The sequence below is a fragment of the Acidovorax sp. HMWF029 genome (assembly GCF_003060895.1).
Taxonomy (GTDB): Bacteria; Pseudomonadota; Gammaproteobacteria; order Burkholderiales; family Burkholderiaceae_C; genus Acidovorax.
Genome location: NZ_QAIH01000275.1, coordinates 1 through 19,181 on the forward strand (window position 1 = coordinate 1; position 19,181 = coordinate 19,181).

The following is a 19,181-nucleotide window of genomic DNA, read 5'->3' on the forward strand; positions in this document are numbered from 1 at the left end:
GGCTAGTAGATGGGGTTTGCGTTCGGGGTGCCTGCTGGGGCGGGGCAGGCCGTTTTGTCATCGAATCGTAACGAAACTGAAATAACAGAAAGCGAACGCCGTACGCTTTGCTGGACTTTAAATCGAACAAAAACGAAATGTTTAAGGGTAAACCTTGATTCGATTCGAATCAAAAAGAACAAAAATGAAAAATATCGAAAATCACGGGCGGCTGGCATCCATGCAGGCCGTCTTTTCACACAGGCCGTAGGGCCGGAAGAGGATGCTTCATGCAGCTGGCACTGGACAGCATCAGCAAAAGGGTGGGGGCGCAGACCTGGCTTTATGACATGAGCCTGGCATTGCAAAGCAATGCCGTGACGGTGCTGCTGGGTGCCACACAGGCGGGCAAGACGAGCCTGATGCGCATCATGGCCGGGCTCGATACGCCCACCGCAGGCAAGGTGAAGGTGGATGGCGTGGACGTGACGGGCATGCCCGTGCGCGATCGCAACGTGGCCATGGTGTACCAGCAGTTCATCAACTATCCCTCGATGAAGGTGTTTGACAACATTGCCTCGCCCTTGAAGCTGCGCGGCGACAAGAACATCGACGCCCGGGTGCGCGAGTTGGCCAGCCGTTTGCACATCGACATGTTCCTCGACCGCTACCCTGCCGAGCTCTCCGGCGGGCAGCAGCAGCGCGTAGCGCTGGCGCGTGCGTTGGCCAAGGGTGCGCCGCTGATGCTGCTGGACGAACCTCTGGTGAACCTGGACTACAAGCTGCGCGAGGAGTTGCGCGAAGAGTTGACCCAGCTGTTTGCTGCAGGCCAGTCTACGGTGGTTTATGCCACCACCGAGCCGGGCGAAGCGCTGCTGCTGGGCGGCTACACGGCGGTACTCGATGAAGGGCGGCTGCTGCAATACGGCCCCACCGCAGAGGTGTTCCACGCGCCCAATTCATTGAACGTGGCGCGTGCCTTCAGCGACCCGCCGATGAATCTGATCGCTGCCACGCCCCAGGCGCAAGGCGTTCGCCTCCAAGGCGGCTGCGATCTGGCCATTCCCATGCCCGCAGGCAGCGCCGCTGGCGCCTTGACGGTAGGCGTGCGTGCCAGTGCCTTGCGCGTGCATGCGCGGCCTGGCGATGTGAGCGTGAACGGTGTGGTCGAGCTGGCCGAAATCTCGGGATCAGACACCTTTGTGCATGCCCACACGCCTTGGGGCGAGCTGGTGGCGCAGCTCACCGGCGTGCACTACTTTGAGCTGGGCGCGGGCATCGTCTTGCACCTGGACCCAGCGCAGGCCTATGTGTTTGGCGCCGATGAGCGCCTGGTGTGGGCGCCCGCCCGCCACCTTGCCATACAAGGAGGTCGCTGAGATGGCGCGTATCAGTCTGGACTTGGCGCATTCGTACAAGCCCAACCCGCAGCAGGACAGCGACTATGCGCTGCTCCCGCTCAAGATGGAATTTGAAGATGGGGGCGCCTATGCGCTGCTGGGCCCCTCGGGCTGTGGCAAGACCACCATGCTCAACATCATGTCGGGCCTGCTCGTGCCCTCGCATGGCAAGGTGCTGTTTGATGGCCGCGATGTGACCCGTGCGAGCCCGCAGGAGCGCAACATTGCGCAGGTGTTCCAGTTCCCGGTGATCTACGACACCATGACGGTGGCCGAGAACCTGGCCTTCCCGCTGAAGAACCGCAAGGTGCCTGAAGCCCAGATCAAACAGCGCGTGGGTGCCATTGCCGAGATGCTGGAGATGAGCCACCAGCTCAACATGCGCGCAGCGGGGCTGTCTGCCGACCAGAAGCAAAAGATCTCGCTGGGCCGTGGCCTAGTGCGCTCGGACGTGGCCGCGGTGCTGTTTGACGAGCCGCTCACGGTGATTGACCCGCACCTCAAGTGGCAGCTACGGCGCAAGCTCAAGCAGATTCACCACGAGCTCAAGCTCACCCTGATCTACGTGACGCACGACCAGGTGGAGGCATTGACCTTCGCCGATCAGGTGGTGGTGATGACCCGAGGCCGCGCAGTGCAGGTGGGCTCGGCCGATGCGCTGTTTGAACGGCCCCAGCACGTGTTTGTGGGGCATTTCATCGGCTCGCCAGGCATGAACTTCCTTCCCGCGCAGATCGACGGTACTGAGCTGGCTGTGGCGGGGAGCCGCCTGGCGTTCCCCGTGGGGCGCACGCTGCCCGCAGGGCCGCTGCAGGTGGGCATTCGCCCGGAATACCTGGCGCTGGCCGCTGCACAGCAGCCCGGCGCCCTCGCCTGCAGCGTGGCACAGGTGCAGGACATCGGCACCTATTTGATGTTGACCGCGAAGGTGGGCGAGCACACGCTCAAGGCCCGTTTCAGCCCCGAGACTCGTCTGCCCTCTGCGGGCGATACGGTGTGGCTGCAGCTGCTGGGTGAGCACACCTGCTATTACCAGAATGAGGAGCTTTTGGCATGAGTACGACGACCAAGCCGGTGAACCAGAAGGCCTGGTTCCTGATCCTGCCGGTCATCATCTGTGTGGCCTTCTCTGCCATCTTGCCGTTGATGACGGTGGTGAACTACTCGGTGCAGGACATCATTTCGCCCGAACGGCGAGTGTTTGTCGGTACCGAATGGTTTGCCGCAGTGATGCGCGATCAGGAGCTGCACGCGGCGCTTTGGCGTCAGTTGACTTTCTCGCTGGCGGTGCTGGCGGTGGAGATTCCTCTGGGCATTCTGCTGGCGCTGTCCATGCCCGCGCAGGGCTGGAAGTCTTCGGCGGTGCTGGTGGTGGTGGCGCTGTCGTTGCTGATCCCCTGGAACGTGGTGGGCACCATCTGGCAGATCTATGGCCGCGCCGACATTGGCCTGATGGGCCGCATGCTGCAGGAGGCGGGCATCGAATACAGCTACACCGGCAATGCCACTCAGGCCTGGCTCACGGTGCTGTTGATGGATGTGTGGCACTGGACGCCGCTGGTCGCGCTGCTGGCGTTTGCCGGGTTGCGCTCCATCCCCGACGCGTACTACCAAGCCGCCCGCATCGACGGCGCGAGCAAGCTTGCGGTGTTCCGCTACATCCAGCTGCCCAAGATGCGCGGTGTGCTGATGATTGCGGTGCTGCTGCGCTTCATGGACAGTTTCATGATCTACACCGAGCCTTTCGTCCTCACGGGCGGCGGGCCTGGCAATGCGACCACGTTCCTGTCGCAGTACCTCACGACCAAGGCGGTCGGCCAGTTCGACCTGGGCCCTGCGGCCGCCTTCTCGCTGATCTATTTCTTCATCATCCTGCTGCTGTGCTTCATCCTTTACAACTGGATGCAGCGTGTGGGCACCGTCAGCGACGAAGGAGCCGGCCATGAATGAAAAACGTTTCCAGAAGCGCACGCTGTTCCTTATTGCGTACCTGCTTTTTGCGCTGTTGCCCATCTACTGGATGGTCAACATGAGTTTCAAGACGAATGAAGAGATCCTGTCGAGCTTCTCGTTCTTCCCGCAGAACTTCACCTGGGCCAACTACAAGACCATCTTCACCGATGCGTCGTGGTACTCGGGCTACATCAACAGCCTGATCTACGTCAGCATCAACATGGTGATCACGCTCACCGTGGCTTTGCCTGCGGCGTATGCGTTTTCGCGATACAGCTTCTTGGGCGACAAGCATGTGTTCTTCTGGCTGCTGACCAACCGCATGACGCCACCTGCCGTGTTCCTGCTGCCGTTCTTTCAGCTGTACACCACCGTAGGCCTGATGGACACGCATATTGCCGTAGCACTGGCGCACCTGCTGTTCAGCGTGCCGTTGGCGGTGTGGATTCTCGAAGGCTTCATGAGCGGCATCCCGCGCGAGATCGACGAGACCGCCTATATCGACGGCTACAGCTTCCCGCGCTTTTTCCTCACCATCTTCCTGCCGCTGATCAAGGCCGGGGTGGGGGTGGCCGCATTCTTTTGCTTCATGTTCAGCTGGGTGGAGCTGCTGCTGGCCCGCACGCTGACAAGCGTGAATGCCAAGCCCATCGTGGCCACGATGACACGCACCGTGAGTGCGTCGGGCATGGACTGGGCGACGCTGGCCGCCGCTGGGGTTTTGACCATCGTGCCGGGTGCGATCGTGATCTGGTTTGTTCGCCACTACATCGCAAAAGGCTTTGCGATGGGGCGGGTTTGAGGAGGCAGCGACATGTTTGACTGGATGGCCTGGACGCTGCCCGTGGCGGTGTTCTTCTCGTGCATTGTGCTGATGCTGGTGGGCATGACGGTGTGGGAACTCAAGTCGCCCACAACGATGCGCAAGGGCTTCCTGCCCCTGGAGACCACGCGCGGCGACCGGCTCTTTATCGGCCTGCTATCGGCCGCCTACGTGAACCTGATTTTTGTCGGTATCAGCGGCAAGCTGGCCCAGTGGCTCAGTCTGCAGGGCGACCCGTCCATCTGGATCAGCTTTGTGGCGTCGATGGCGCTGCTGGCGCTGATCATGCGCAAGGGTTAAGGCAAAAAATGGCCGTCTGCGCCTGATGGGTAAGCACTTTTAGCTATTGTTTTTGTAGTGTCGAAGGCCTGGCCTGGTTCCCCCCCGGGTTGGTGCCGGTCTACCAATGGGGGTCTCAATCTGAGAGGAGACAGCAATGAAGATGCAGTTCAAGGCGATCGCTTTCGCCGCCGCGGCCCTGGCGATGGGGCAGGCTGCCTGGGCCGGTGAGGCCGAGGCCAAGAAGTGGATCGACAGCGAATTCCAGCCATCCACGCTGAGTAAAGATCAGCAGATGGCCGAGATGAAGTGGTTTATCGACGCAGCCAAAAAGCTCCAGGCCAAGGGCGTGAAGGAAATTTCGGTGGTGTCCGAAACCATCACCACGCACGAGTACGAGTCCAAGACGCTCGCCAAGGCCTTTGAGGAAATCACGGGCATCAAGGTCAAGCACGACCTGATCCAGGAGGGCGACGTGGTCGAGAAGCTGCAGACCTCCATGCAGTCGGGCAAGTCCATCTATGACGGCTGGATCTCGGACTCGGACCTGATCGGTACGCACTACCGCTACGGCAAGATCATGAATCTGACCGACTACATGGGCGGCGCAGGCAAAGAGTGGACCAACCCCGGCATTGACCTCAAGGACTACATCGGTACCAAGTTCACCACCGGCCCCGACGGCAAGCTGTACCAGCTGCCCGACCAGCAGTTCGCCAACCTGTACTGGTTCCGTGCCGATTTGTTCGACCGCAAGGACATCAAGGACAAGTTCAAGGCCAAGTACGGCTACGACCTGGGCGTGCCGCTGAACTGGAGCGCCTACGAAGACATCGCCGAGTTCTTCACCAACGACGTGAAGAACATCGACGGCAAGCCGATCTATGGCCACATGGACTACGGCAAGAAGGATCCATCCCTGGGCTGGCGCTTCACCGATGCCTGGCTGTCCATGGCTGGTACCGCCGACATCGGCGCGCCCAACGGCCTGCCAATCGACGAGTGGGGCATCCGCGTGGCCGACGACAAGTGCACGCCCGTGGGCGCCTCGGTGTCCCGTGGTGGTGCGACCAACTCGCCTGCTGCCGTCTACGCGCTGACCAAGTACGTGGACTGGATGAAGAAGTACGCGCCCAAGGAAGCCACGGGCATGACCTTCGGCGAAGCCGGTCCCGTGCCTGCCCAGGGCCAGATCGCTCAGCAGATCTTCTGGTACACCGCCTTCACGGCCGACATGACCAAGCCTGGCCTTCCCGTCGTGAATGCCGACGGCACGCCCAAGTGGCGCATGGCCCCTGGCCCCAACGGCCCGTACTGGAAGCAGGGCATGCAAAACGGCTACCAGGACGTGGGCAGCTGGACCTTCTTCAAGGACCACGATGCCAACAAGACGGCAGCCGCCTGGCTCTATGCCCAGTTCGTGACGGCCAAGACGACTTCACTGAAGAAGACCTTGGTCGGCCTGACGCCGATCCGCGAGTCCGATATCCAGTCCAAGGCCATGACCGACATGGCGCCCAAGCTGGGTGGTCTGGTCGAGTTCTACCGCAGCCCAGCCCGCGTGGCATGGTCGCCCACCGGCACCAATGTGCCCGACTACCCCAAGCTGGCCCAACTGTGGTGGAAGAACGTGGCCCAGGCTGTGACGGGTGAAAAGACCCCTCAAGGTGCCATGGACACACTGGCCGACGAGATGGACCAGGTGATGGCCCGCCTGGAGCGCGCTGGCATGGCCCACTGCGCACCCAAGCTCAATCCCAAGAGCGACAACGCCAAGTGGCTGAGCGACAAGCAGGCCCCATGGGCCAAGCTGGCCAACGAAAAGCCCAAGGGCGAAACCATTGCCTATGGCAAGTTGCTGCAGGCCTGGAAGGATGGCAAAACGCGTTGAGTCTGTGACCTTCGCGTTTTGACAACCGCCACAGGCAGCCAGGGCTCACAAGGTCTCTGGCTGCTTTTTTCTCTCCATACCGCCCTCGACGGTCTCTGCGTCGAGGGCGATTTCCTCCCCGGAAGTGTCAAGAATTAAAGGGTAAACCCTTAATTTTTACTCCATCCATGGACAATCACCCCATGACCACTGCCTCAGCCCCCCTTCCCACGCAACGCGCCGACCTGCTGGCCCGCCTGGCCCAGCCGCACCTTTATGACCTCGCCGTGATTGGTGGGGGGGCGACGGGGCTGGGGGTTGCGCTGGATGCGGCGGCGCGTGGTTTCAGTGTGGTTCTGGTGGATTCGCACGACTTTGCCAAAGGGACATCGTCCCGCGCTACCAAGCTGGTGCATGGCGGCGTTCGCTATCTGGCGCAGGGCAACATTGCCTTGGTGCGCGAAGCGCTGCACGAGCGCACCACCTTGCTGCACAACGCGCCCCATCTGGCGCAGCCCCTGCCATTTGTGATGCCGTCGTACCACTTTTGGGAGACGCCTTTCTATGGCATCGGGCTCATGATGTACGACGCCTTGGCTGGCAAGGCGGGGCTGGGTGCCACCCAGTTCCTTGGGCGCGCTCGCACCCTCGAATGCCTGCCGACCGCCCGCACTGAGGGGCTTAAGGGCGGCGTCAAGTATTGGGACGGGCAGTTTGACGATGCCCGACTGGCCCTGGCTTTGGCGCGCACGGCGGCCAGCCTGGGCGCCCTGATGGTCAACTACTGCCCCGTGCAGGCGCTGGTCCACGAAGCCGGTAGGGTGGCTGGTTTTGTGTGTGAGGACGCGGACAGTGGGCGGCAGTTCACGGTGCGCGCCCGCGCGGTGGTGAACGCCACGGGCGTGTGGGTGGACACCCTGCGCCAGATGGACGGCGAGGCTATTGGCCGCCCTGCCAAGCCCATCGTGGCGCCCAGCCAGGGTGTGCACATCGTGGTGGACCGCGAGTTTCTGCCCTCCGACCACGCCCTGATGGTGCCCAAGACGGCCGATGGCCGCGTGCTGTTTGCCGTGCCTTGGCTGGGCAAGCTCATCCTGGGCACCACCGACAGCCCGCGCCAGGACATTGTGCGGGAGCCAGAACCGTTCCGGGAAGAAGTCCGTTTCATCCTGGAGGAGTCTGCGCGCTACCTCACCCGTGCGCCAAAGGCCGAGGACATCCGCAGCATCTGGGTGGGGCTGCGCCCTCTGGTGAAGCCGCAGGACGACGATGGTGACAACACCAAAAAGATCAGCCGCGAGCACACCGTGCTGGCCAGCCGCAGTGGGCTGATTACCGTGACGGGGGGCAAATGGACCACCTACCGCGCCATGGCTGAGGATGTGTTGCAAAAATGCTTCGCCGCGGGCCTGCTCTCTACAAAACCCGCCGGTGTGACTAACCAGCTGCCCCTGGTGGGCACTCCCCAGGCGCCTGTGCAGCACCGCATCAGTGACGCACAGGGGCTGCATTCGTATGGCAGCGAGGCGGCCGCCGTCCTGGCGATTCCTGGGGCGCAGACGGTGCTTGGCGGTGGCCTGACCGAGGCGATGGTGCGTTTTGCCGCGCGGTATGAGTACGCCTGCACGGTCGAAGACGTGCTGGCACGCCGCTCTCGGCTGCTGTTCCTGGATGCGCGTCAGGCGATTCAACTTGCGCCTGTGGTGGCAGGCATCCTGCGCGAGGAGTTGGGGGGCAATCCCCAGCTGGAGGCCTTCCTTGCCTTGGCACAGCAGTATCTGCATGTTCCTTTGTGATAGAACGCTTGACTTCGTAAAAGCCCTTTGCAATAATCGAGGGCTTCGCGTTCAAAGCGCGAAGTTTCTGCCCAGCGGGAAGTGCTGCAAATGGTTTGCGGTGCGGACGACGGGCCCAAGACTGACTGGCTGATTTGCGGCCCTTGAGAAGTTCTCTGGGGCTGTTGTCTTCTGGTGCAAGTTGGGAATATTGAAATGATCCAGACAGAATCTCGGTTAGAGGTTGCCGACAATACCGGCGCCAAGTCCGTCCTTTGCATTAAGGTGCTGGGTGGCTCGAAGCGTCGCTATGCAAGCGTGGGCGACATCATCAAGGTGAGCATCAAAGAAGCCGCTCCACGTGGCCGCGTCAAAAAAGGCGAGGTTTACAGCGCAGTGGTGGTTCGCACGGCGAAGGGCATTCGTCGCGGCGACGGTTCGCTTGTTAAATTCGACGGCAACGCTGCGGTGTTGCTGAATGCAAAGTTGGAGCCCATCGGCACCCGCATCTTTGGACCCGTGACGCGTGAACTGCGTACCGAAAAGTTCATGAAGATCGTGTCCCTGGCTCCTGAAGTTCTCTAAGGACGCGCCATGAACAAGATTCGCAAGGGCGACGAAGTCATCGTGCTGACAGGCCGTGACAAAGGTAAGCGCGGCACTGTGTCGCTGCGCAAAGATGACTCCCACCTCGTCATCGACGGCATCAACCTCGTCAAGAAGCACGCCAAGCCAAACCCCATGAAGGGCACGACTGGCGGCATCATCGAAAAGGCAATGCCGATCCACCAGTCCAACGTGGCTATCTTCAATGCCGCTACCGGCAAGGCTGATCGCGTGGGCATCAAGGTGCAGGCTGACGGTTCGCGCGTTCGCGTGTTCAAGTCCAGCGGCGCTGAAATCAAGGCGGCCTAAGGGGTAAACATGGCACGACTGCAAGACATTTACCGCGACAAAGTCGCGCCCGAGCTGACCAAGCAGTTCGGTTACACCTCGCCCATGCAGGTTCCACGTCTGACCAAGATCACCCTCAACATGGGTGTGAGCGAAGCCGTGTCGGACAAGAAAGTGATGGACAACGCCGTGGCCGACCTGACCAAGATTGCTGGTCAGAAGCCCGTGGTGACCAAAGCCAAGAAGGCTATCGCCGGTTTCAAGATCCGCGAAGGCCAGGCCATCGGTTGCATGGTCACGCTGCGTGGCGTGCAGATGTATGAGTTCCTGGATCGTTTCGTGACCGTGGCTCTGCCCCGCGTCCGTGACTTCCGTGGCATTTCTGGTCGCGCCTTTGACGGTCGCGGCAACTACAACATCGGCGTCAAAGAACAGATCATCTTCCCTGAAATTGAGTACGACAAGGTTGACGCCTTGCGCGGTCTCAATATCAGCATCACCACGACGGCCAAGTCCGACGAAGAAGCCAAGGCGCTTCTCGCTGGTTTCCGTTTCCCGTTCAAGAACTGAGGCGAAGCATGGCTAAAGTAGCTTTGATCCAGCGCGAACTGAAGCGCGAAAAACTGGCAGCCAAGTACGCAACCAAGTATGCGGAACTGAAGGCAATCGCTGGCGATGCCAAGCGCAGCGACGAAGAGCGTGATGCAGCCCGCCTGGGCCTGCAGAAGCTCCCCCGCAATGCCAACCCCACGCGTCAACGCAACCGTTGCGAAATCACCGGTCGTCCACGTGGCACCTTCCGTCAATTCGGTCTGGCTCGCGCCAAGATCCGCGAACTGGCTTTTGCAGGCGACATCCCCGGTGTCACCAAGGCCAGCTGGTAAGCAGGCAGGAGAGATTAAACATGAGCATGAGTGATCCCATCGCTGACTTGCTGACCCGCATCCGTAATGCACAGATGGTCGCTAAGGCCACGGTTCTGGTGCCTTCTTCCAAAGTGAAGATCGCCATCGCCCAAGTGCTGAAAGACGAAGGTTATATCGACGGCTTCCAGGTGAAAACCGAAGCTGGCAAGTCGGAACTCGAAATTGCCCTGAAGTACTACGCAGGCCGTCCCGTGATTGAGCGCATCGAGCGCGTCAGTCGCCCTGGTCTGCGTGTCTACAAAGGCCGCGATTCCATTCCACAAGTCATGAACGGTCTGGGTGTGGCAATCGTCACGACGCCCAAGGGCGTGATGACCGACCGCAAGGCGCGCGCTACCGGTGTTGGTGGCGAAGTGCTGTGCTACGTGGCCTAACCCGCGGCATTGAGGAGAAACTGAAATGTCCCGAGTAGGAAAAATGCCCGTGACCATCCCCGCAGGTGTGGATGTGTCCGTGAAAGATGACCAGATCTCTGTGAAGGGTTCTGGCGGCGCCCTGTCGCTTGCACAAAACGTGCTGGTGAAGGTGTCGAGCAATGACGGCAAGCTCAGCTTCGAGCCCGTCAACGACTCCCGCGAAGCCAATGCTATGAGCGGCACGATTCGCCAGTTGGTCAACAACATGGTGGTCGGTGTCAGCAAGGGCTTCGAGAAGAAGCTGAGCCTGGTGGGCGTGGGCTACAAGGCCGCCGCTTCGGGTTCCAAGCTGAACTTGGCTGTCGGTTACTCGCATCCGGTCAACATCGAAATGCCCGCTGGCATCACGGTGGCTACCCCCACCCCCACGGAAGTGGTGATCAAGGGTGCTGACCGCCAACGCGTCGGTCAAATCGCTGCTGAGATCCGTGCTGTTCGTCCTCCCGAGCCTTACAAGGGCAAGGGCATCCGTTATGCGGACGAAAAGATCACGATCAAAGAGACCAAGAAGAAATAAGGAGCTGCAACATGTTGACCAAGAAAGAGCAGCGTCTTCGTCGTTCGCGTCAGACCCGCATCCGCATTGCACAGCAAGGTGTGGCGCGTCTCACCGTGAACCGTACGAACCTCCATATCTACGCCAGTGTGATTTCCGGCGACGGCAGCCAAGTGCTGGCCAGCGCTTCCACGGCCGAAGCCGATGTGCGCAAGTCGCTCGGCGGTTCGGGCAAGGGTGGCAATGCCGCTGCAGCCCAGATCATCGGCAAGCGCATCGCTGAAAAGGCGAAGGCAGCAGGCGTCGAGAAGGTTGCATTTGATCGCGCAGGCTTTGCCTACCACGGTCGCGTCAAGGCCCTGGCCGACGCAGCTCGTGAAGCCGGCCTGCAGTTCTAAGCGGAGCGGAATACAAAATGGCTAAATTTCAACCCAAAGTGCAGAGCGAAGGTCAAGACGACGGTCTGCGCGAAAAAATGATCGCGGTCAACCGCGTGACCAAAGTCGTGAAGGGTGGCCGCATTCTCGGTTTCGCCGCACTGACGGTGGTTGGCGACGGTGATGGCCGCGTTGGCATGGGCAAGGGCAAGTCCAAGGAAGTGCCTGCTGCTGTGCAGAAGGCGATGGAAGAAGCCCGCCGCAACATGGTCAAGGTGTCCCTGAAGAACGGCACCATTCACCATAATGTGACGGGCCACCATGGCGCCGCTGTTGTGATGATGGCGCCCGCCCCCAAGGGTACCGGTATCATCGCCGGCGGTCCTATGCGCGCAGTCTTCGAAGTGCTGGGTGTGACCGATATCGTGGCCAAGAGCCATGGCTCGTCCAATCCGTACAACATGGTTCGCGCCACGTTCGACGCGCTCGTCAATTCGACCACTCCGTCGAATGTTGCAGCCAAGCGCGGCAAGACGGTCGAAGACATCTTCGCCTGAACCGGAGTTTGAATATGACTACGCAACAAACCGTCAAGATTCAACTGGTGCGCAGCCCGATTGGCACCAAGGAATCGCACCGCGCCACCGTCCGTGGCCTGGGTCTGCGCAAGCTCAACAGCGTGAGCGAACTGCAGGACACGCCCGAAGTGCGCGGCATGATTAACAAGATCAGCTACCTGGTCAAAATCGTCTGAGAGATAGATCATGGAACTCAATAGCATCAAGCCCGCAGACGGTGCCAAGCATGCCAAGCGCCGTGTAGGCCGTGGTATCGGCTCCGGCCTGGGCAAGACCGCTGGCCGTGGTCACAAGGGTCAGAAGTCCCGCTCCGGTGGTTATCACAAGGTGGGTTTCGAAGGCGGTCAAATGCCTCTGCAACGTCGCTTGCCCAAGCGCGGCTTCAAGTCGCACCTGCTCAAGTTCAATGCAGAAGTGACGCTGACGGCGCTGGACCAACTCGGCCTGGCCGAAGTGGATGTCCTGGCGCTCAAGCAAGCTGGCCTGATCGGCGAGCTGGCCAAGGTGGTCAAGGTGATCAAGAGCGGTTCCCTCACCAAGGCAGTCAAGCTGAACGGTGTGGGCGCTACGGCCGGTGCCAAGGCAGCCATCGAAGCTGCTGGCGGCAGCGTCGCCTGAGTCTGACACTGAAGGAAGGCACCTGTGGCTACTAGCGCGGCTCAAATTGCAAAGACCGGCAAGTTCGGCGACCTGCGTCGTCGTCTGGTTTTTCTGTTGCTTGCGCTGGTCGTTTATCGCATCGGGGCTCATATCCCTGTGCCCGGTATCGATCCAGCCCAGCTCCAGCAGCTTTTCAGCGGCCAGCAAGGCGGCATCCTGAACCTGTTCAACATGTTCTCGGGTGGTGCCCTGTCGCGCTTCACGGTTTTCGCTCTGGGGATCATGCCGTACATCTCGGCATCGATCATCATGCAGCTGATGACCTATGTGTTGCCCGCGTTCGAGCAGCTGAAAAAAGAAGGTGAAGCCGGTCGTCGGAAGATCACGCAGTACACCCGTTATGGAACACTGGGCTTGGCCCTGTTTCAGTCGCTGGGCATTGCTGTTGCACTGGAAAGCTCGGCCGGTTTGGTGTTGAGCCCTGGCTTTGGTTTCCGTCTGACGGCCGTGGTGAGTTTGACTGCCGGTACGATGTTCCTGATGTGGCTGGGTGAGCAAATCACCGAGCGGGGTCTGGGGAATGGTATTTCCATTCTCATCTTCGCTGGCATCGCTGCGGGTTTGCCGAGTTCAATCGGTGGGCTACTGGAACTGGTGCGTACAGGTGCGATGAGCATCCTGGCTGCCATCTTCATCGTCCTCGTGGTCGGTCTGGTGACCTACTTCGTGGTGTTTGTTGAACGTGGTCAGCGCAAGATTCTGGTGAACTATGCCCGTCGTCAGGTGGGGAACAAGGTGTACGGTGGTCAATCGTCGCACTTGCCTCTCAAGCTGAACATGGCAGGTGTGATTCCTCCGATCTTTGCCTCGTCGATCATCCTGTTGCCTGCAACGGTGGTGAACTGGTTCAGTGCGGGTGAGTCGATGCGTTGGTTGAAGGACATTTCGGGTGCCCTGACTCCTGGTCAACCCATCTATGTGATGTTCTATGCCGCAGCGATCATCTTCTTTTGTTTCTTCTACACGGCGCTGGTTTTCAACAGCCGTGAAACTGCAGAAAACCTGAAGAAGAGTGGCGCGTTCATTCCGGGTATCCGCCCAGGTGAGCAGACCGCACGCTACATCGATAAAATCCTGGTCCGCCTGACTTTGGCCGGTGCCGTGTACATCACCTTCGTGTGCCTGCTGCCAGAGTTTCTGATCTTGAAGTACAACGTTCCGTTTTACTTCGGCGGGACATCACTGCTGATCATTGTGGTCGTGACCATGGACTTCATGGCCCAGGTCCAGAACTACATGATGTCGCAACAGTACGAATCGCTGCTCAAGAAAGCCAATTTCAAGGGCAATCCCGGCGGTTGAGGATGACGGAAAGCGGTAGCCGCATGGCGGTGCCGCTTGCAAACGACTGAATGTCGATTAAGTTGGCGCCCCACGATTTTTCGCGGGCACAAGTTGTGTTCCGTGCGAAGTAGCCGGGACGGATGGAAAAGTTTTAGGAGAATGCAATGAGAGTTTCGGCTTCGGTCAAAAAAATCTGCCGCAACTGCAAGATCATCCGCCGCAAGGGTGTGGTGCGTGTGATCTGCACGGATCTGCGTCACAAGCAGCGCCAAGGTTGATTGGAAAGTATTAGAGGACGCATATGGCACGTATCGCTGGCATTAACATTCCGCCGCACAAGCACGCGGAAATCGGTTTGACCGCCATTTTTGGCATTGGTCGCACCCGCGCTCGCAAGATCTGCGAAGCAACTGGTATCGCATACTCCAAGAAGATCAAGGATCTGACGGACGGCGATCTGGAAAAAATTCGCGAGCAAATCGAGCAGTTCACCATTGAGGGTGACCTGCGCCGCGAAACCACGATGAACATCAAGCGTTTGATGGACATCGGCTGCTATCGTGGCTTCCGCCATCGCCGCGGTCTGCCAATGCGTGGTCAGCGCACTCGTACCAATGCACGCACTCGCAAGGGTCCGCGCAAGGGTGCTGCTGCACTGAAGAAATAAAGATTGAAAGATCATCATGGCTAAGTCTCCTGCCAATAACGCAGCTCAGCGCGTTCGCAAGAAGGTCCGGAAAAACGTTTCGGACGGCATTGCCCACGTGCACGCCTCGTTCAACAACACCATCATCACGATCACCGATCGCCAGGGCAATGCTCTGTCGTGGGCTTCGTCCGGTGGCCAAGGTTTCAAGGGCTCGCGCAAGTCCACTCCTTTCGCAGCCCAGGTGGCTTCGGAAGTCGCAGGTCGCGCTGCCATCGACCAAGGCATCAAGAACCTTGACGTCGAAATCAAGGGTCCTGGTCCTGGCCGTGAATCCTCGGTGCGCGCTCTGGGCGCGCTGGGCATTCGTATCACGTCGATCTCCGATGTGACGCCTGTGCCCCACAACGGCTGCCGCCCTCAAAAGCGTCGTCGTATCTAATTTCTCTCTAAGCCCACCGCCGCCTGTGAACGCGCAAGCGCCTCAGGCGGCTCCCGCAATGGTTTGCGGCAGATGACACAAAGGAAGCTCAAGTGGCACGTTACCTCGGCCCCAAGGCCAAACTCTCCCGCCGTGAAGGCACGGACCTGTTCCTGAAGAGCGCTCGCCGCTCGATCGCCGACAAGTCCAAGTTCGACTCCAAGCCTGGCCAGCACGGCCGCACCTCCGGTGCGCGCACGTCCGACTACGGCCTGCAACTGCGCGAAAAGCAGAAGGTCAAGCGCATGTACGGCGTACTGGAGAAGCAATTCCGCCGCTACTTCGAAGCCGCTGATGGCAAGAAGGGCAACACCGGTGCCAATCTGCTGTTCCTGCTGGAATCGCGTCTGGACAACGTTGTGTACCGCATGGGTTTCGGTTCGACCCGCGCGGAAGCACGTCAACTGGTGTCCCACAAGGCGATCACTGTGAACGGCAAGTCCGTGAACATCGCTTCTTACCTAGTCAAGGCTGGTGATGTGGTGGCCGTGCGTGAAAAGTCCAAGAAGCAAGCCCGCGTTGTGGAAGCCCTGCAACTCGCAGCCCAAGTCGGCATGCCTGCATGGGTGGAAGTGAACGCCGACAAGGCAGAAGGCATCTTCAAGAAGACGCCTGACCGTGATGAATTCGGTGCCGACATCAACGAATCGCTGATCGTTGAGTTGTACTCGCGCTAATCGGTCGAGTCAGTAAGTCAAGAAAACCGTCCCTGAACCGCGAGGCATCGCGGTTTAGGCGCTTCACCAGCCTTACCGGTGTAACGAGCTGGGGGTATTGAGAGGAAGTCTGAATGCAAACCAATTTGCTGAAACCCAAGGCGATCAATGTCGAACAGCTTGGCCATAATCGTGCCAAGGTCGCACTGGAGCCGTTCGAGCGTGGTTACGGCCACACGCTGGGCAACGCCATACGGCGCGTCCTGCTCTCGTCCATGGTGGGTTACGCAGCGACGGAAGTCACCATTGCAGGTGTTCTGCATGAGTACTCGTCGATCGACGGTGTCCAGGAGGATGTGGTCAACATCCTTCTGAACCTCAAGGGTGTGGTGTTCAAGCTGCATAACCGCGACGAAGTCACGCTGAGCCTGCGCAAGGACGGTGAAGGCGTGGTGACGGCCCGTGATATCCAAACCCCTCACGACGTTGAAATCGTGAACCCTGATCACGTCATTGCCAATCTGTCGCAAGGCGGCAAGCTGGACATGCAGATCAAGGTCGAGAAGGGCCGTGGCTATGTGCCGGGCAACCTGCGCCGCTATGCCGACGAATCGACCAAGTCGATTGGCCGCATTGTGCTGGACGCATCGTTCTCCCCTGTGAAGCGCGTGAGCTACACCGTGGAAAGCGCCCGCGTGGAACAGCGCACCGACCTGGACAAGCTGGTCGTCGAGATCGAAACCAACGGTGCCATCACCGCTGAAGATGCCGTGCGCGCGTCGGCCAAGATCCTGGTGGAACAACTGGCTGTGTTCGCACAGTTGGAAGGTGGCGAGCTGGCTGCGTTTGACGCACCCGCAGGCCCACGTGGCAATGCAACGTTCGACCCGATCTTGCTGCGTCCTGTGGACGAGTTGGAGTTGACCGTGCGTTCCGCCAACTGCCTGAAGGCTGAGAACATCTACTACATCGGTGACCTGATCCAGCGTACCGAGAACGAGCTGCTCAAGACGCCTAACCTGGGCCGCAAGTCGCTCAACGAAATCAAGGAAGTGCTTGCTTCGCGTGGCCTCACGCTGGGCATGAAGCTCGAGAACTGGCCACCAGCTGGCCTGGACAAGCGCTAAGCGAGCGTTATAATTTCGGGTTCCCGAAATGGGAGCCCGGTTTTCTGTCCCCCGAAAGGGGGACTTTTTGTTCCCTGGAGGCAACATGCCGATGGGGACAGTGCCTCGGACAGTACCTGACACGGCTGCCCGATTTAATTACACAGACAGTAGAAGGAAAGCACCATGCGCCACGGACACGGCCTCCGCAAACTCAACCGCACTAGCTCGCACCGCCTCGCGATGCTGCAGAACATGATGAACTCGCTCATCGAGCACGAGGCCATCAAGACCACGGTTCCCAAGGCCAAGGAACTGCGCCGTGTGATCGAACCTATGATCACCTTGGCCAAAGAAGACTCCGTTGCTAACCGCCGCCTGGCCTTCAACCGCCTGCGCGATCGCGACAGCGTTACCAAGCTGTTCAACGACCTGGGCCCCCGTTTCAAGGTGCGTCCTGGTGGTTACACCCGCATTCTGAAGATGGGTTTCCGCGTGGGTGACAACGCACCTATGGCGCTGGTCGAATTGGTGGATCGCGCCGCAGAAACCGAAAATAATTCGGCAGCTGCCGAATAATAGGGTATAATTTATTTCTTACCGCGCGATGGAGCAGTCTGGTAGCTCGTTGGGCTCATAACCCAAAGGTCGGAGGTTCAAATCCTTCTCGCGCAACCAAATACAGCGGTTTTCGCTTTGCAAAACGCCCACTTCTTAGTGGGCGTTTTTGTTTTTGCCGTTGGTATCTCGGATCGGACTGTTCTTTTTCGGCATTGCGCTCACTGCAATGGGCTCGTTGCAGCGTATGTGTCCCCATCGGCTTTTGCGGGGACGACTTCGAGGGATGCAGGCCCGGACACGGGCCTGAAATTACCCCGTCCACCCATCTGCGCAGCGTTCTTCTTGGCACTCTATCCGGAGATGTTCTGATCGTCCGTTTAGCGGAAAAGGGTGAAACGTCTCCTTCAGCGGGCGAAAAGATCGGCCTTGGCCGCCTTGGTGATCGCAACAACGCAGGGGTGTGTGATCCGCCGTTCGACGGATATTGCGAAAAACTCTTCCACCAGATCGGTGGATCGACCTATCACCTCGACGCCGAACTGGGACGTGGTCTCCTCGTCCAGCACCGTGGGTGACGTGAAGATACCCCGGCCCTGCCGACCAAACGCGTTCATGAGTGCGCTGTCGTCGAACTCGCCGACCAGGCGGGGCTGCAGGTGGTGCTTGTTGAGCCAATGGTCCAACTGTTGCCGTACGGACGACATGGGGCCCTGGATCAGCATGGGGGCGCCGTGCAGGCACTGCGGAAACGCCCCTTCCAGCTGAGCGCGCAGGCTGGGGGCGCTCAAAAAGCTCATGCCGCTGGTGCCCAGGGGGTGGTTGAAGGCCTTCACACCAATCTTCTTGGAGACAGGCTCGTCTGCCAGCACCAAGTCGAGCTTGTGAAGGCTCAGTTGTGCGACCAACTCGGGAAACTTGCCCTCATGACAGGTCATGTGCACCCTTTGTGGCATGCCCAAAGCGGGCTCCAGCAGGTGGTAGGCGACAGACTTGGCAATCGAGTCGGCCACCCCCACCCGGAATTCGAGCGGTTTTTCTTGTCCACGCGACAGGCGGATGGACTTCTCCAGTTCGTCACCCAGTGCGAAGATCTGCTCGGCATATCCAAGGGCCACCCGTCCTTCGCTGGTCAGTTCGAGGCCTCGGCCACGTTTTTTGAATAGGTCGCGACCAAGCCACTCCTCCAGTTGTTTGATCTGCCCGGACAGTGTCTGGGGGGTGGTGTGCAGCTGCTCGCCAGCGCGCATCACACCGCCCGCCTTGGCCACGGTCCAGAAATAACGCAGATGTTTGAAGTTCATGGTGCTTTCCAGAAAAAACTTCGAAAAAACCGAGCAATAAGAATCGATAAAACGAATATACGCGAAGTGTCAAAAACTCTACATTGAAGCCTTGGCCCTGTCCCGTGGCGCGTTGCGCTAGGGAAGGAACTGTTAGTGTTCAAAAGAACCTGTGCTGAGGAGTAGCAACGATGCGTATCACTACCAGAGGACAACTTGCCGTGTCGGCGATGACCGACCTTGCCCTGCGCCAGAAGATGAGGCCGGTGGCCCTGTCTACCATCAGCGCGCGCCAGGGGACGTCCCTCTCCTACCTGGAGCAGTTGTTCGGCGCATTGCGCCGTGCCGGGCTGGTGGACAGCACGCGGGGCCCCGGTGGCGGCTACACGCTCGCCCGCAGGGTGGATCAAATATCAGTGGCTGAAATCATCTTGGCGGTCGAGAACCTCAAGTCCGACGACCTGCAGAATCTGGGCGCGGGCCAAGCTGCGCAAGTGAAGTCCATGACCGGCGATCTGTGGTCGACCTTCAACCTGCGCGTGATGGAGTATCTGCAGTCGGTGACCTTGCAGGACCTGGTGGCCCAGCAGCTCGAAAAAGGGGGCGTGATGGAAGACGCTGCACCCGCCGTGCCCGCAAAGCCCAAGCTTACCCCCAAGCCGCGTCCCCTGATGGCTCGGGTGGGCGTTCCCAACTCGGTGTTCGCACTGGGCTCCATGCCCCTGCTGCAGCGGCGCTGAA

The 19,181-nt window shown here is 59.7% G+C and carries 26 protein-coding genes and 1 tRNA gene; 26 read left to right on the forward strand and 1 reads right to left on the reverse strand.

The genetic code is table 11. The annotated features are described in order from the left end of the window. The first annotated feature begins 269 nt into the window (after positions 1–269). From DBR12_RS19170 to DBR12_RS19290, 25 genes are all read left to right on the forward strand, one after another. A complete protein-coding gene (locus DBR12_RS19170; RefSeq protein ID WP_108618703.1) occupies positions 270–1,358 on the forward strand; it encodes an ABC transporter ATP-binding protein in 1,089 nt (362 codons plus the stop codon). Position 1,359: 1 nt separating this feature from the next. After that, positions 1,360–2,436, forward strand: a complete 1,077-nt coding sequence (locus DBR12_RS19175; RefSeq protein ID WP_108618704.1) for an ABC transporter ATP-binding protein — start codon at positions 1,360–1,362, stop codon at positions 2,434–2,436. Beyond that, a complete protein-coding gene (locus tag DBR12_RS19180) occupies positions 2,433–3,329 on the forward strand; it encodes a carbohydrate ABC transporter permease (protein ID WP_108618705.1) in 897 nt (298 codons plus the stop codon). Before DBR12_RS19175 ends, DBR12_RS19180 begins: the two co-directional genes overlap by 4 nt. Then, entirely contained in the window at positions 3,322–4,134 is an 813-nt protein-coding gene (locus DBR12_RS19185; RefSeq protein ID WP_108618706.1) for a carbohydrate ABC transporter permease, read from the forward strand. Before DBR12_RS19180 ends, DBR12_RS19185 begins: the two co-directional genes overlap by 8 nt. A 12-nt stretch (positions 4,135–4,146) precedes the next feature. Continuing rightward, on the forward strand, positions 4,147–4,455 hold the full coding sequence (locus DBR12_RS19190; RefSeq protein ID WP_108618707.1) for a DUF2160 domain-containing protein: 309 nt from the start codon (positions 4,147–4,149) through the stop codon (positions 4,453–4,455). A 136-nt stretch (positions 4,456–4,591) separates the two neighbouring features. Further along, the gene (locus tag DBR12_RS19195; RefSeq protein WP_108618708.1) at positions 4,592–6,325 is read left to right on the forward strand and encodes an ABC transporter substrate-binding protein; all 1,734 of its coding nucleotides are present in this window, start codon (positions 4,592–4,594) and stop codon (positions 6,323–6,325) included. A gap of 182 nt (positions 6,326–6,507) precedes the next feature. Then, positions 6,508–8,100, forward strand: a complete 1,593-nt coding sequence (locus DBR12_RS19200) for a glycerol-3-phosphate dehydrogenase/oxidase (RefSeq protein WP_108618709.1) — start codon at positions 6,508–6,510, stop codon at positions 8,098–8,100. A 195-nt stretch (positions 8,101–8,295) separates the two neighbouring features. Beyond that, positions 8,296–8,664: a 50S ribosomal protein L14 gene (rplN, locus tag DBR12_RS19205; protein ID WP_007861702.1), complete on the forward strand. Its 369-nt coding sequence runs from the start codon at positions 8,296–8,298 to the stop codon at positions 8,662–8,664. A 9-nt stretch (positions 8,665–8,673) separates the two neighbouring features. After that, a complete protein-coding gene (gene rplX / locus DBR12_RS19210) occupies positions 8,674–8,994 on the forward strand; it encodes a 50S ribosomal protein L24 (protein ID WP_108618710.1) in 321 nt (106 codons plus the stop codon). Between the two features lie 9 nt (positions 8,995–9,003). Then, positions 9,004–9,543: a 50S ribosomal protein L5 gene (rplE, locus tag DBR12_RS19215; RefSeq protein WP_063462381.1), complete on the forward strand. Its 540-nt coding sequence runs from the start codon at positions 9,004–9,006 to the stop codon at positions 9,541–9,543. Between the two features lie 8 nt (positions 9,544–9,551). Continuing rightward, positions 9,552–9,857, forward strand: coding sequence for a 30S ribosomal protein S14 (gene rpsN, locus DBR12_RS19220; protein ID WP_007861712.1), 306 nt, complete (start codon positions 9,552–9,554; stop codon positions 9,855–9,857). 20 nt (positions 9,858–9,877) lie between these two features. After that, positions 9,878–10,273, forward strand: a complete 396-nt coding sequence (rpsH, locus tag DBR12_RS19225; protein WP_008906523.1) for a 30S ribosomal protein S8 — start codon at positions 9,878–9,880, stop codon at positions 10,271–10,273. Between the two features lie 25 nt (positions 10,274–10,298). Then, positions 10,299–10,832, forward strand: a complete 534-nt coding sequence (gene rplF, locus DBR12_RS19230; RefSeq protein WP_063462382.1) for a 50S ribosomal protein L6 — start codon at positions 10,299–10,301, stop codon at positions 10,830–10,832. Positions 10,833–10,843: 11 nt separating this feature from the next. Then, the gene (gene rplR / locus DBR12_RS19235) at positions 10,844–11,209 is read left to right on the forward strand and encodes a 50S ribosomal protein L18 (RefSeq protein ID WP_108618711.1); all 366 of its coding nucleotides are present in this window, start codon (positions 10,844–10,846) and stop codon (positions 11,207–11,209) included. Positions 11,210–11,226: 17 nt separating this feature from the next. Then, on the forward strand, positions 11,227–11,745 hold the full coding sequence (gene rpsE / locus DBR12_RS19240; protein WP_034711783.1) for a 30S ribosomal protein S5: 519 nt from the start codon (positions 11,227–11,229) through the stop codon (positions 11,743–11,745). A gap of 14 nt (positions 11,746–11,759) precedes the next feature. Further along, complete coding sequence (gene rpmD / locus DBR12_RS19245) at positions 11,760–11,942, forward strand: 50S ribosomal protein L30 (RefSeq protein WP_063462383.1); 183 nt, start codon at positions 11,760–11,762, stop codon at positions 11,940–11,942. Positions 11,943–11,952: 10 nt separating this feature from the next. Further along, entirely contained in the window at positions 11,953–12,384 is a 432-nt protein-coding gene (gene rplO, locus DBR12_RS19250; protein ID WP_056420309.1) for a 50S ribosomal protein L15, read from the forward strand. Between the two features lie 24 nt (positions 12,385–12,408). Then, positions 12,409–13,728, forward strand: a complete 1,320-nt coding sequence (gene secY, locus DBR12_RS19255) for a preprotein translocase subunit SecY (protein WP_108618712.1) — start codon at positions 12,409–12,411, stop codon at positions 13,726–13,728. Positions 13,729–13,874: 146 nt separating this feature from the next. Next, positions 13,875–13,988 (forward strand): 50S ribosomal protein L36, encoded by a 114-nt coding sequence (rpmJ, locus tag DBR12_RS19260; protein ID WP_005793651.1) that lies wholly within the window; start codon positions 13,875–13,877, stop codon positions 13,986–13,988. 23 nt (positions 13,989–14,011) lie between these two features. Continuing rightward, positions 14,012–14,377, forward strand: a complete 366-nt coding sequence (rpsM, locus tag DBR12_RS19265; protein ID WP_008906516.1) for a 30S ribosomal protein S13 — start codon at positions 14,012–14,014, stop codon at positions 14,375–14,377. A gap of 16 nt (positions 14,378–14,393) precedes the next feature. Further along, entirely contained in the window at positions 14,394–14,798 is a 405-nt protein-coding gene (gene rpsK / locus DBR12_RS19270; RefSeq protein ID WP_005793662.1) for a 30S ribosomal protein S11, read from the forward strand. Between the two features lie 92 nt (positions 14,799–14,890). Then, positions 14,891–15,514, forward strand: coding sequence for a 30S ribosomal protein S4 (gene rpsD, locus DBR12_RS19275; protein WP_026435318.1), 624 nt, complete (start codon positions 14,891–14,893; stop codon positions 15,512–15,514). A gap of 113 nt (positions 15,515–15,627) precedes the next feature. Further along, complete coding sequence (gene rpoA, locus DBR12_RS19280; RefSeq protein ID WP_100408937.1) at positions 15,628–16,620, forward strand: DNA-directed RNA polymerase subunit alpha; 993 nt, start codon at positions 15,628–15,630, stop codon at positions 16,618–16,620. Between the two features lie 165 nt (positions 16,621–16,785). Then, the gene (rplQ, locus tag DBR12_RS19285) at positions 16,786–17,178 is read left to right on the forward strand and encodes a 50S ribosomal protein L17 (protein WP_063462385.1); all 393 of its coding nucleotides are present in this window, start codon (positions 16,786–16,788) and stop codon (positions 17,176–17,178) included. A 22-nt stretch (positions 17,179–17,200) separates the two neighbouring features. Further along, positions 17,201–17,277 (forward strand) — tRNA-Met (locus DBR12_RS19290). 287 nt (positions 17,278–17,564) lie between these two features. Here DBR12_RS19290 and nhaR read toward each other — a convergent pair. Beyond that, complete coding sequence (gene nhaR / locus DBR12_RS19295) at positions 17,565–18,461, reverse strand: transcriptional activator NhaR (RefSeq protein WP_108618713.1); 897 nt, start codon at positions 18,459–18,461, stop codon at positions 17,565–17,567. Between the two features lie 170 nt (positions 18,462–18,631). Here nhaR and DBR12_RS19300 point away from each other — a divergent pair, with 170 nt between their 5' ends. Continuing rightward, on the forward strand, positions 18,632–19,180 hold the full coding sequence (locus DBR12_RS19300) for an Rrf2 family transcriptional regulator (RefSeq protein ID WP_108618714.1): 549 nt from the start codon (positions 18,632–18,634) through the stop codon (positions 19,178–19,180). Position 19,181: the final 1 nt, after the last annotated feature.

Bases quoted from the DNA above. Each gene is read 5' to 3' on its own strand.
- DBR12_RS19170 (WP_108618703.1), top strand. From the start codon at position 270: ATGCAGCTGGCACTGGACAGCATCAGCAAAAGGGTGGGGGCGCAGACC.
- DBR12_RS19175 (WP_108618704.1), top strand. From the start codon at position 1,360: ATGGCGCGTATCAGTCTGGACTTGGCGCATTCGTACAAGCCCAACCCG.
- DBR12_RS19180 (WP_108618705.1), top strand. From the start codon at position 2,433: ATGAGTACGACGACCAAGCCGGTGAACCAGAAGGCCTGGTTCCTGATC.
- DBR12_RS19185 (WP_108618706.1), top strand. From the start codon at position 3,322: ATGAATGAAAAACGTTTCCAGAAGCGCACGCTGTTCCTTATTGCGTAC.
- DBR12_RS19190 (WP_108618707.1), top strand. From the start codon at position 4,147: ATGTTTGACTGGATGGCCTGGACGCTGCCCGTGGCGGTGTTCTTCTCG.
- DBR12_RS19195 (WP_108618708.1), top strand. From the start codon at position 4,592: ATGAAGATGCAGTTCAAGGCGATCGCTTTCGCCGCCGCGGCCCTGGCG.
- DBR12_RS19200 (WP_108618709.1), top strand. From the start codon at position 6,508: ATGACCACTGCCTCAGCCCCCCTTCCCACGCAACGCGCCGACCTGCTG.
- rplN (WP_007861702.1), top strand. From the start codon at position 8,296: ATGATCCAGACAGAATCTCGGTTAGAGGTTGCCGACAATACCGGCGCC.
- rplX (WP_108618710.1), top strand. From the start codon at position 8,674: ATGAACAAGATTCGCAAGGGCGACGAAGTCATCGTGCTGACAGGCCGT.
- rplE (WP_063462381.1), top strand. From the start codon at position 9,004: ATGGCACGACTGCAAGACATTTACCGCGACAAAGTCGCGCCCGAGCTG.
- rpsN (WP_007861712.1), top strand. From the start codon at position 9,552: ATGGCTAAAGTAGCTTTGATCCAGCGCGAACTGAAGCGCGAAAAACTG.
- rpsH (WP_008906523.1), top strand. From the start codon at position 9,878: ATGAGCATGAGTGATCCCATCGCTGACTTGCTGACCCGCATCCGTAAT.
- rplF (WP_063462382.1), top strand. From the start codon at position 10,299: ATGTCCCGAGTAGGAAAAATGCCCGTGACCATCCCCGCAGGTGTGGAT.
- rplR (WP_108618711.1), top strand. From the start codon at position 10,844: ATGTTGACCAAGAAAGAGCAGCGTCTTCGTCGTTCGCGTCAGACCCGC.
- rpsE (WP_034711783.1), top strand. From the start codon at position 11,227: ATGGCTAAATTTCAACCCAAAGTGCAGAGCGAAGGTCAAGACGACGGT.
- rpmD (WP_063462383.1), top strand. From the start codon at position 11,760: ATGACTACGCAACAAACCGTCAAGATTCAACTGGTGCGCAGCCCGATT.
- rplO (WP_056420309.1), top strand. From the start codon at position 11,953: ATGGAACTCAATAGCATCAAGCCCGCAGACGGTGCCAAGCATGCCAAG.
- rpmJ (WP_005793651.1), top strand. From the start codon at position 13,875: ATGAGAGTTTCGGCTTCGGTCAAAAAAATCTGCCGCAACTGCAAGATC.
- rpsM (WP_008906516.1), top strand. From the start codon at position 14,012: ATGGCACGTATCGCTGGCATTAACATTCCGCCGCACAAGCACGCGGAA.
- rpsK (WP_005793662.1), top strand. From the start codon at position 14,394: ATGGCTAAGTCTCCTGCCAATAACGCAGCTCAGCGCGTTCGCAAGAAG.
- rpoA (WP_100408937.1), top strand. From the start codon at position 15,628: ATGCAAACCAATTTGCTGAAACCCAAGGCGATCAATGTCGAACAGCTT.
- rplQ (WP_063462385.1), top strand. From the start codon at position 16,786: ATGCGCCACGGACACGGCCTCCGCAAACTCAACCGCACTAGCTCGCAC.
- nhaR (WP_108618713.1), bottom strand. From the start codon at position 18,461: ATGAACTTCAAACATCTGCGTTATTTCTGGACCGTGGCCAAGGCGGGC.
- DBR12_RS19300 (WP_108618714.1), top strand. From the start codon at position 18,632: ATGCGTATCACTACCAGAGGACAACTTGCCGTGTCGGCGATGACCGAC.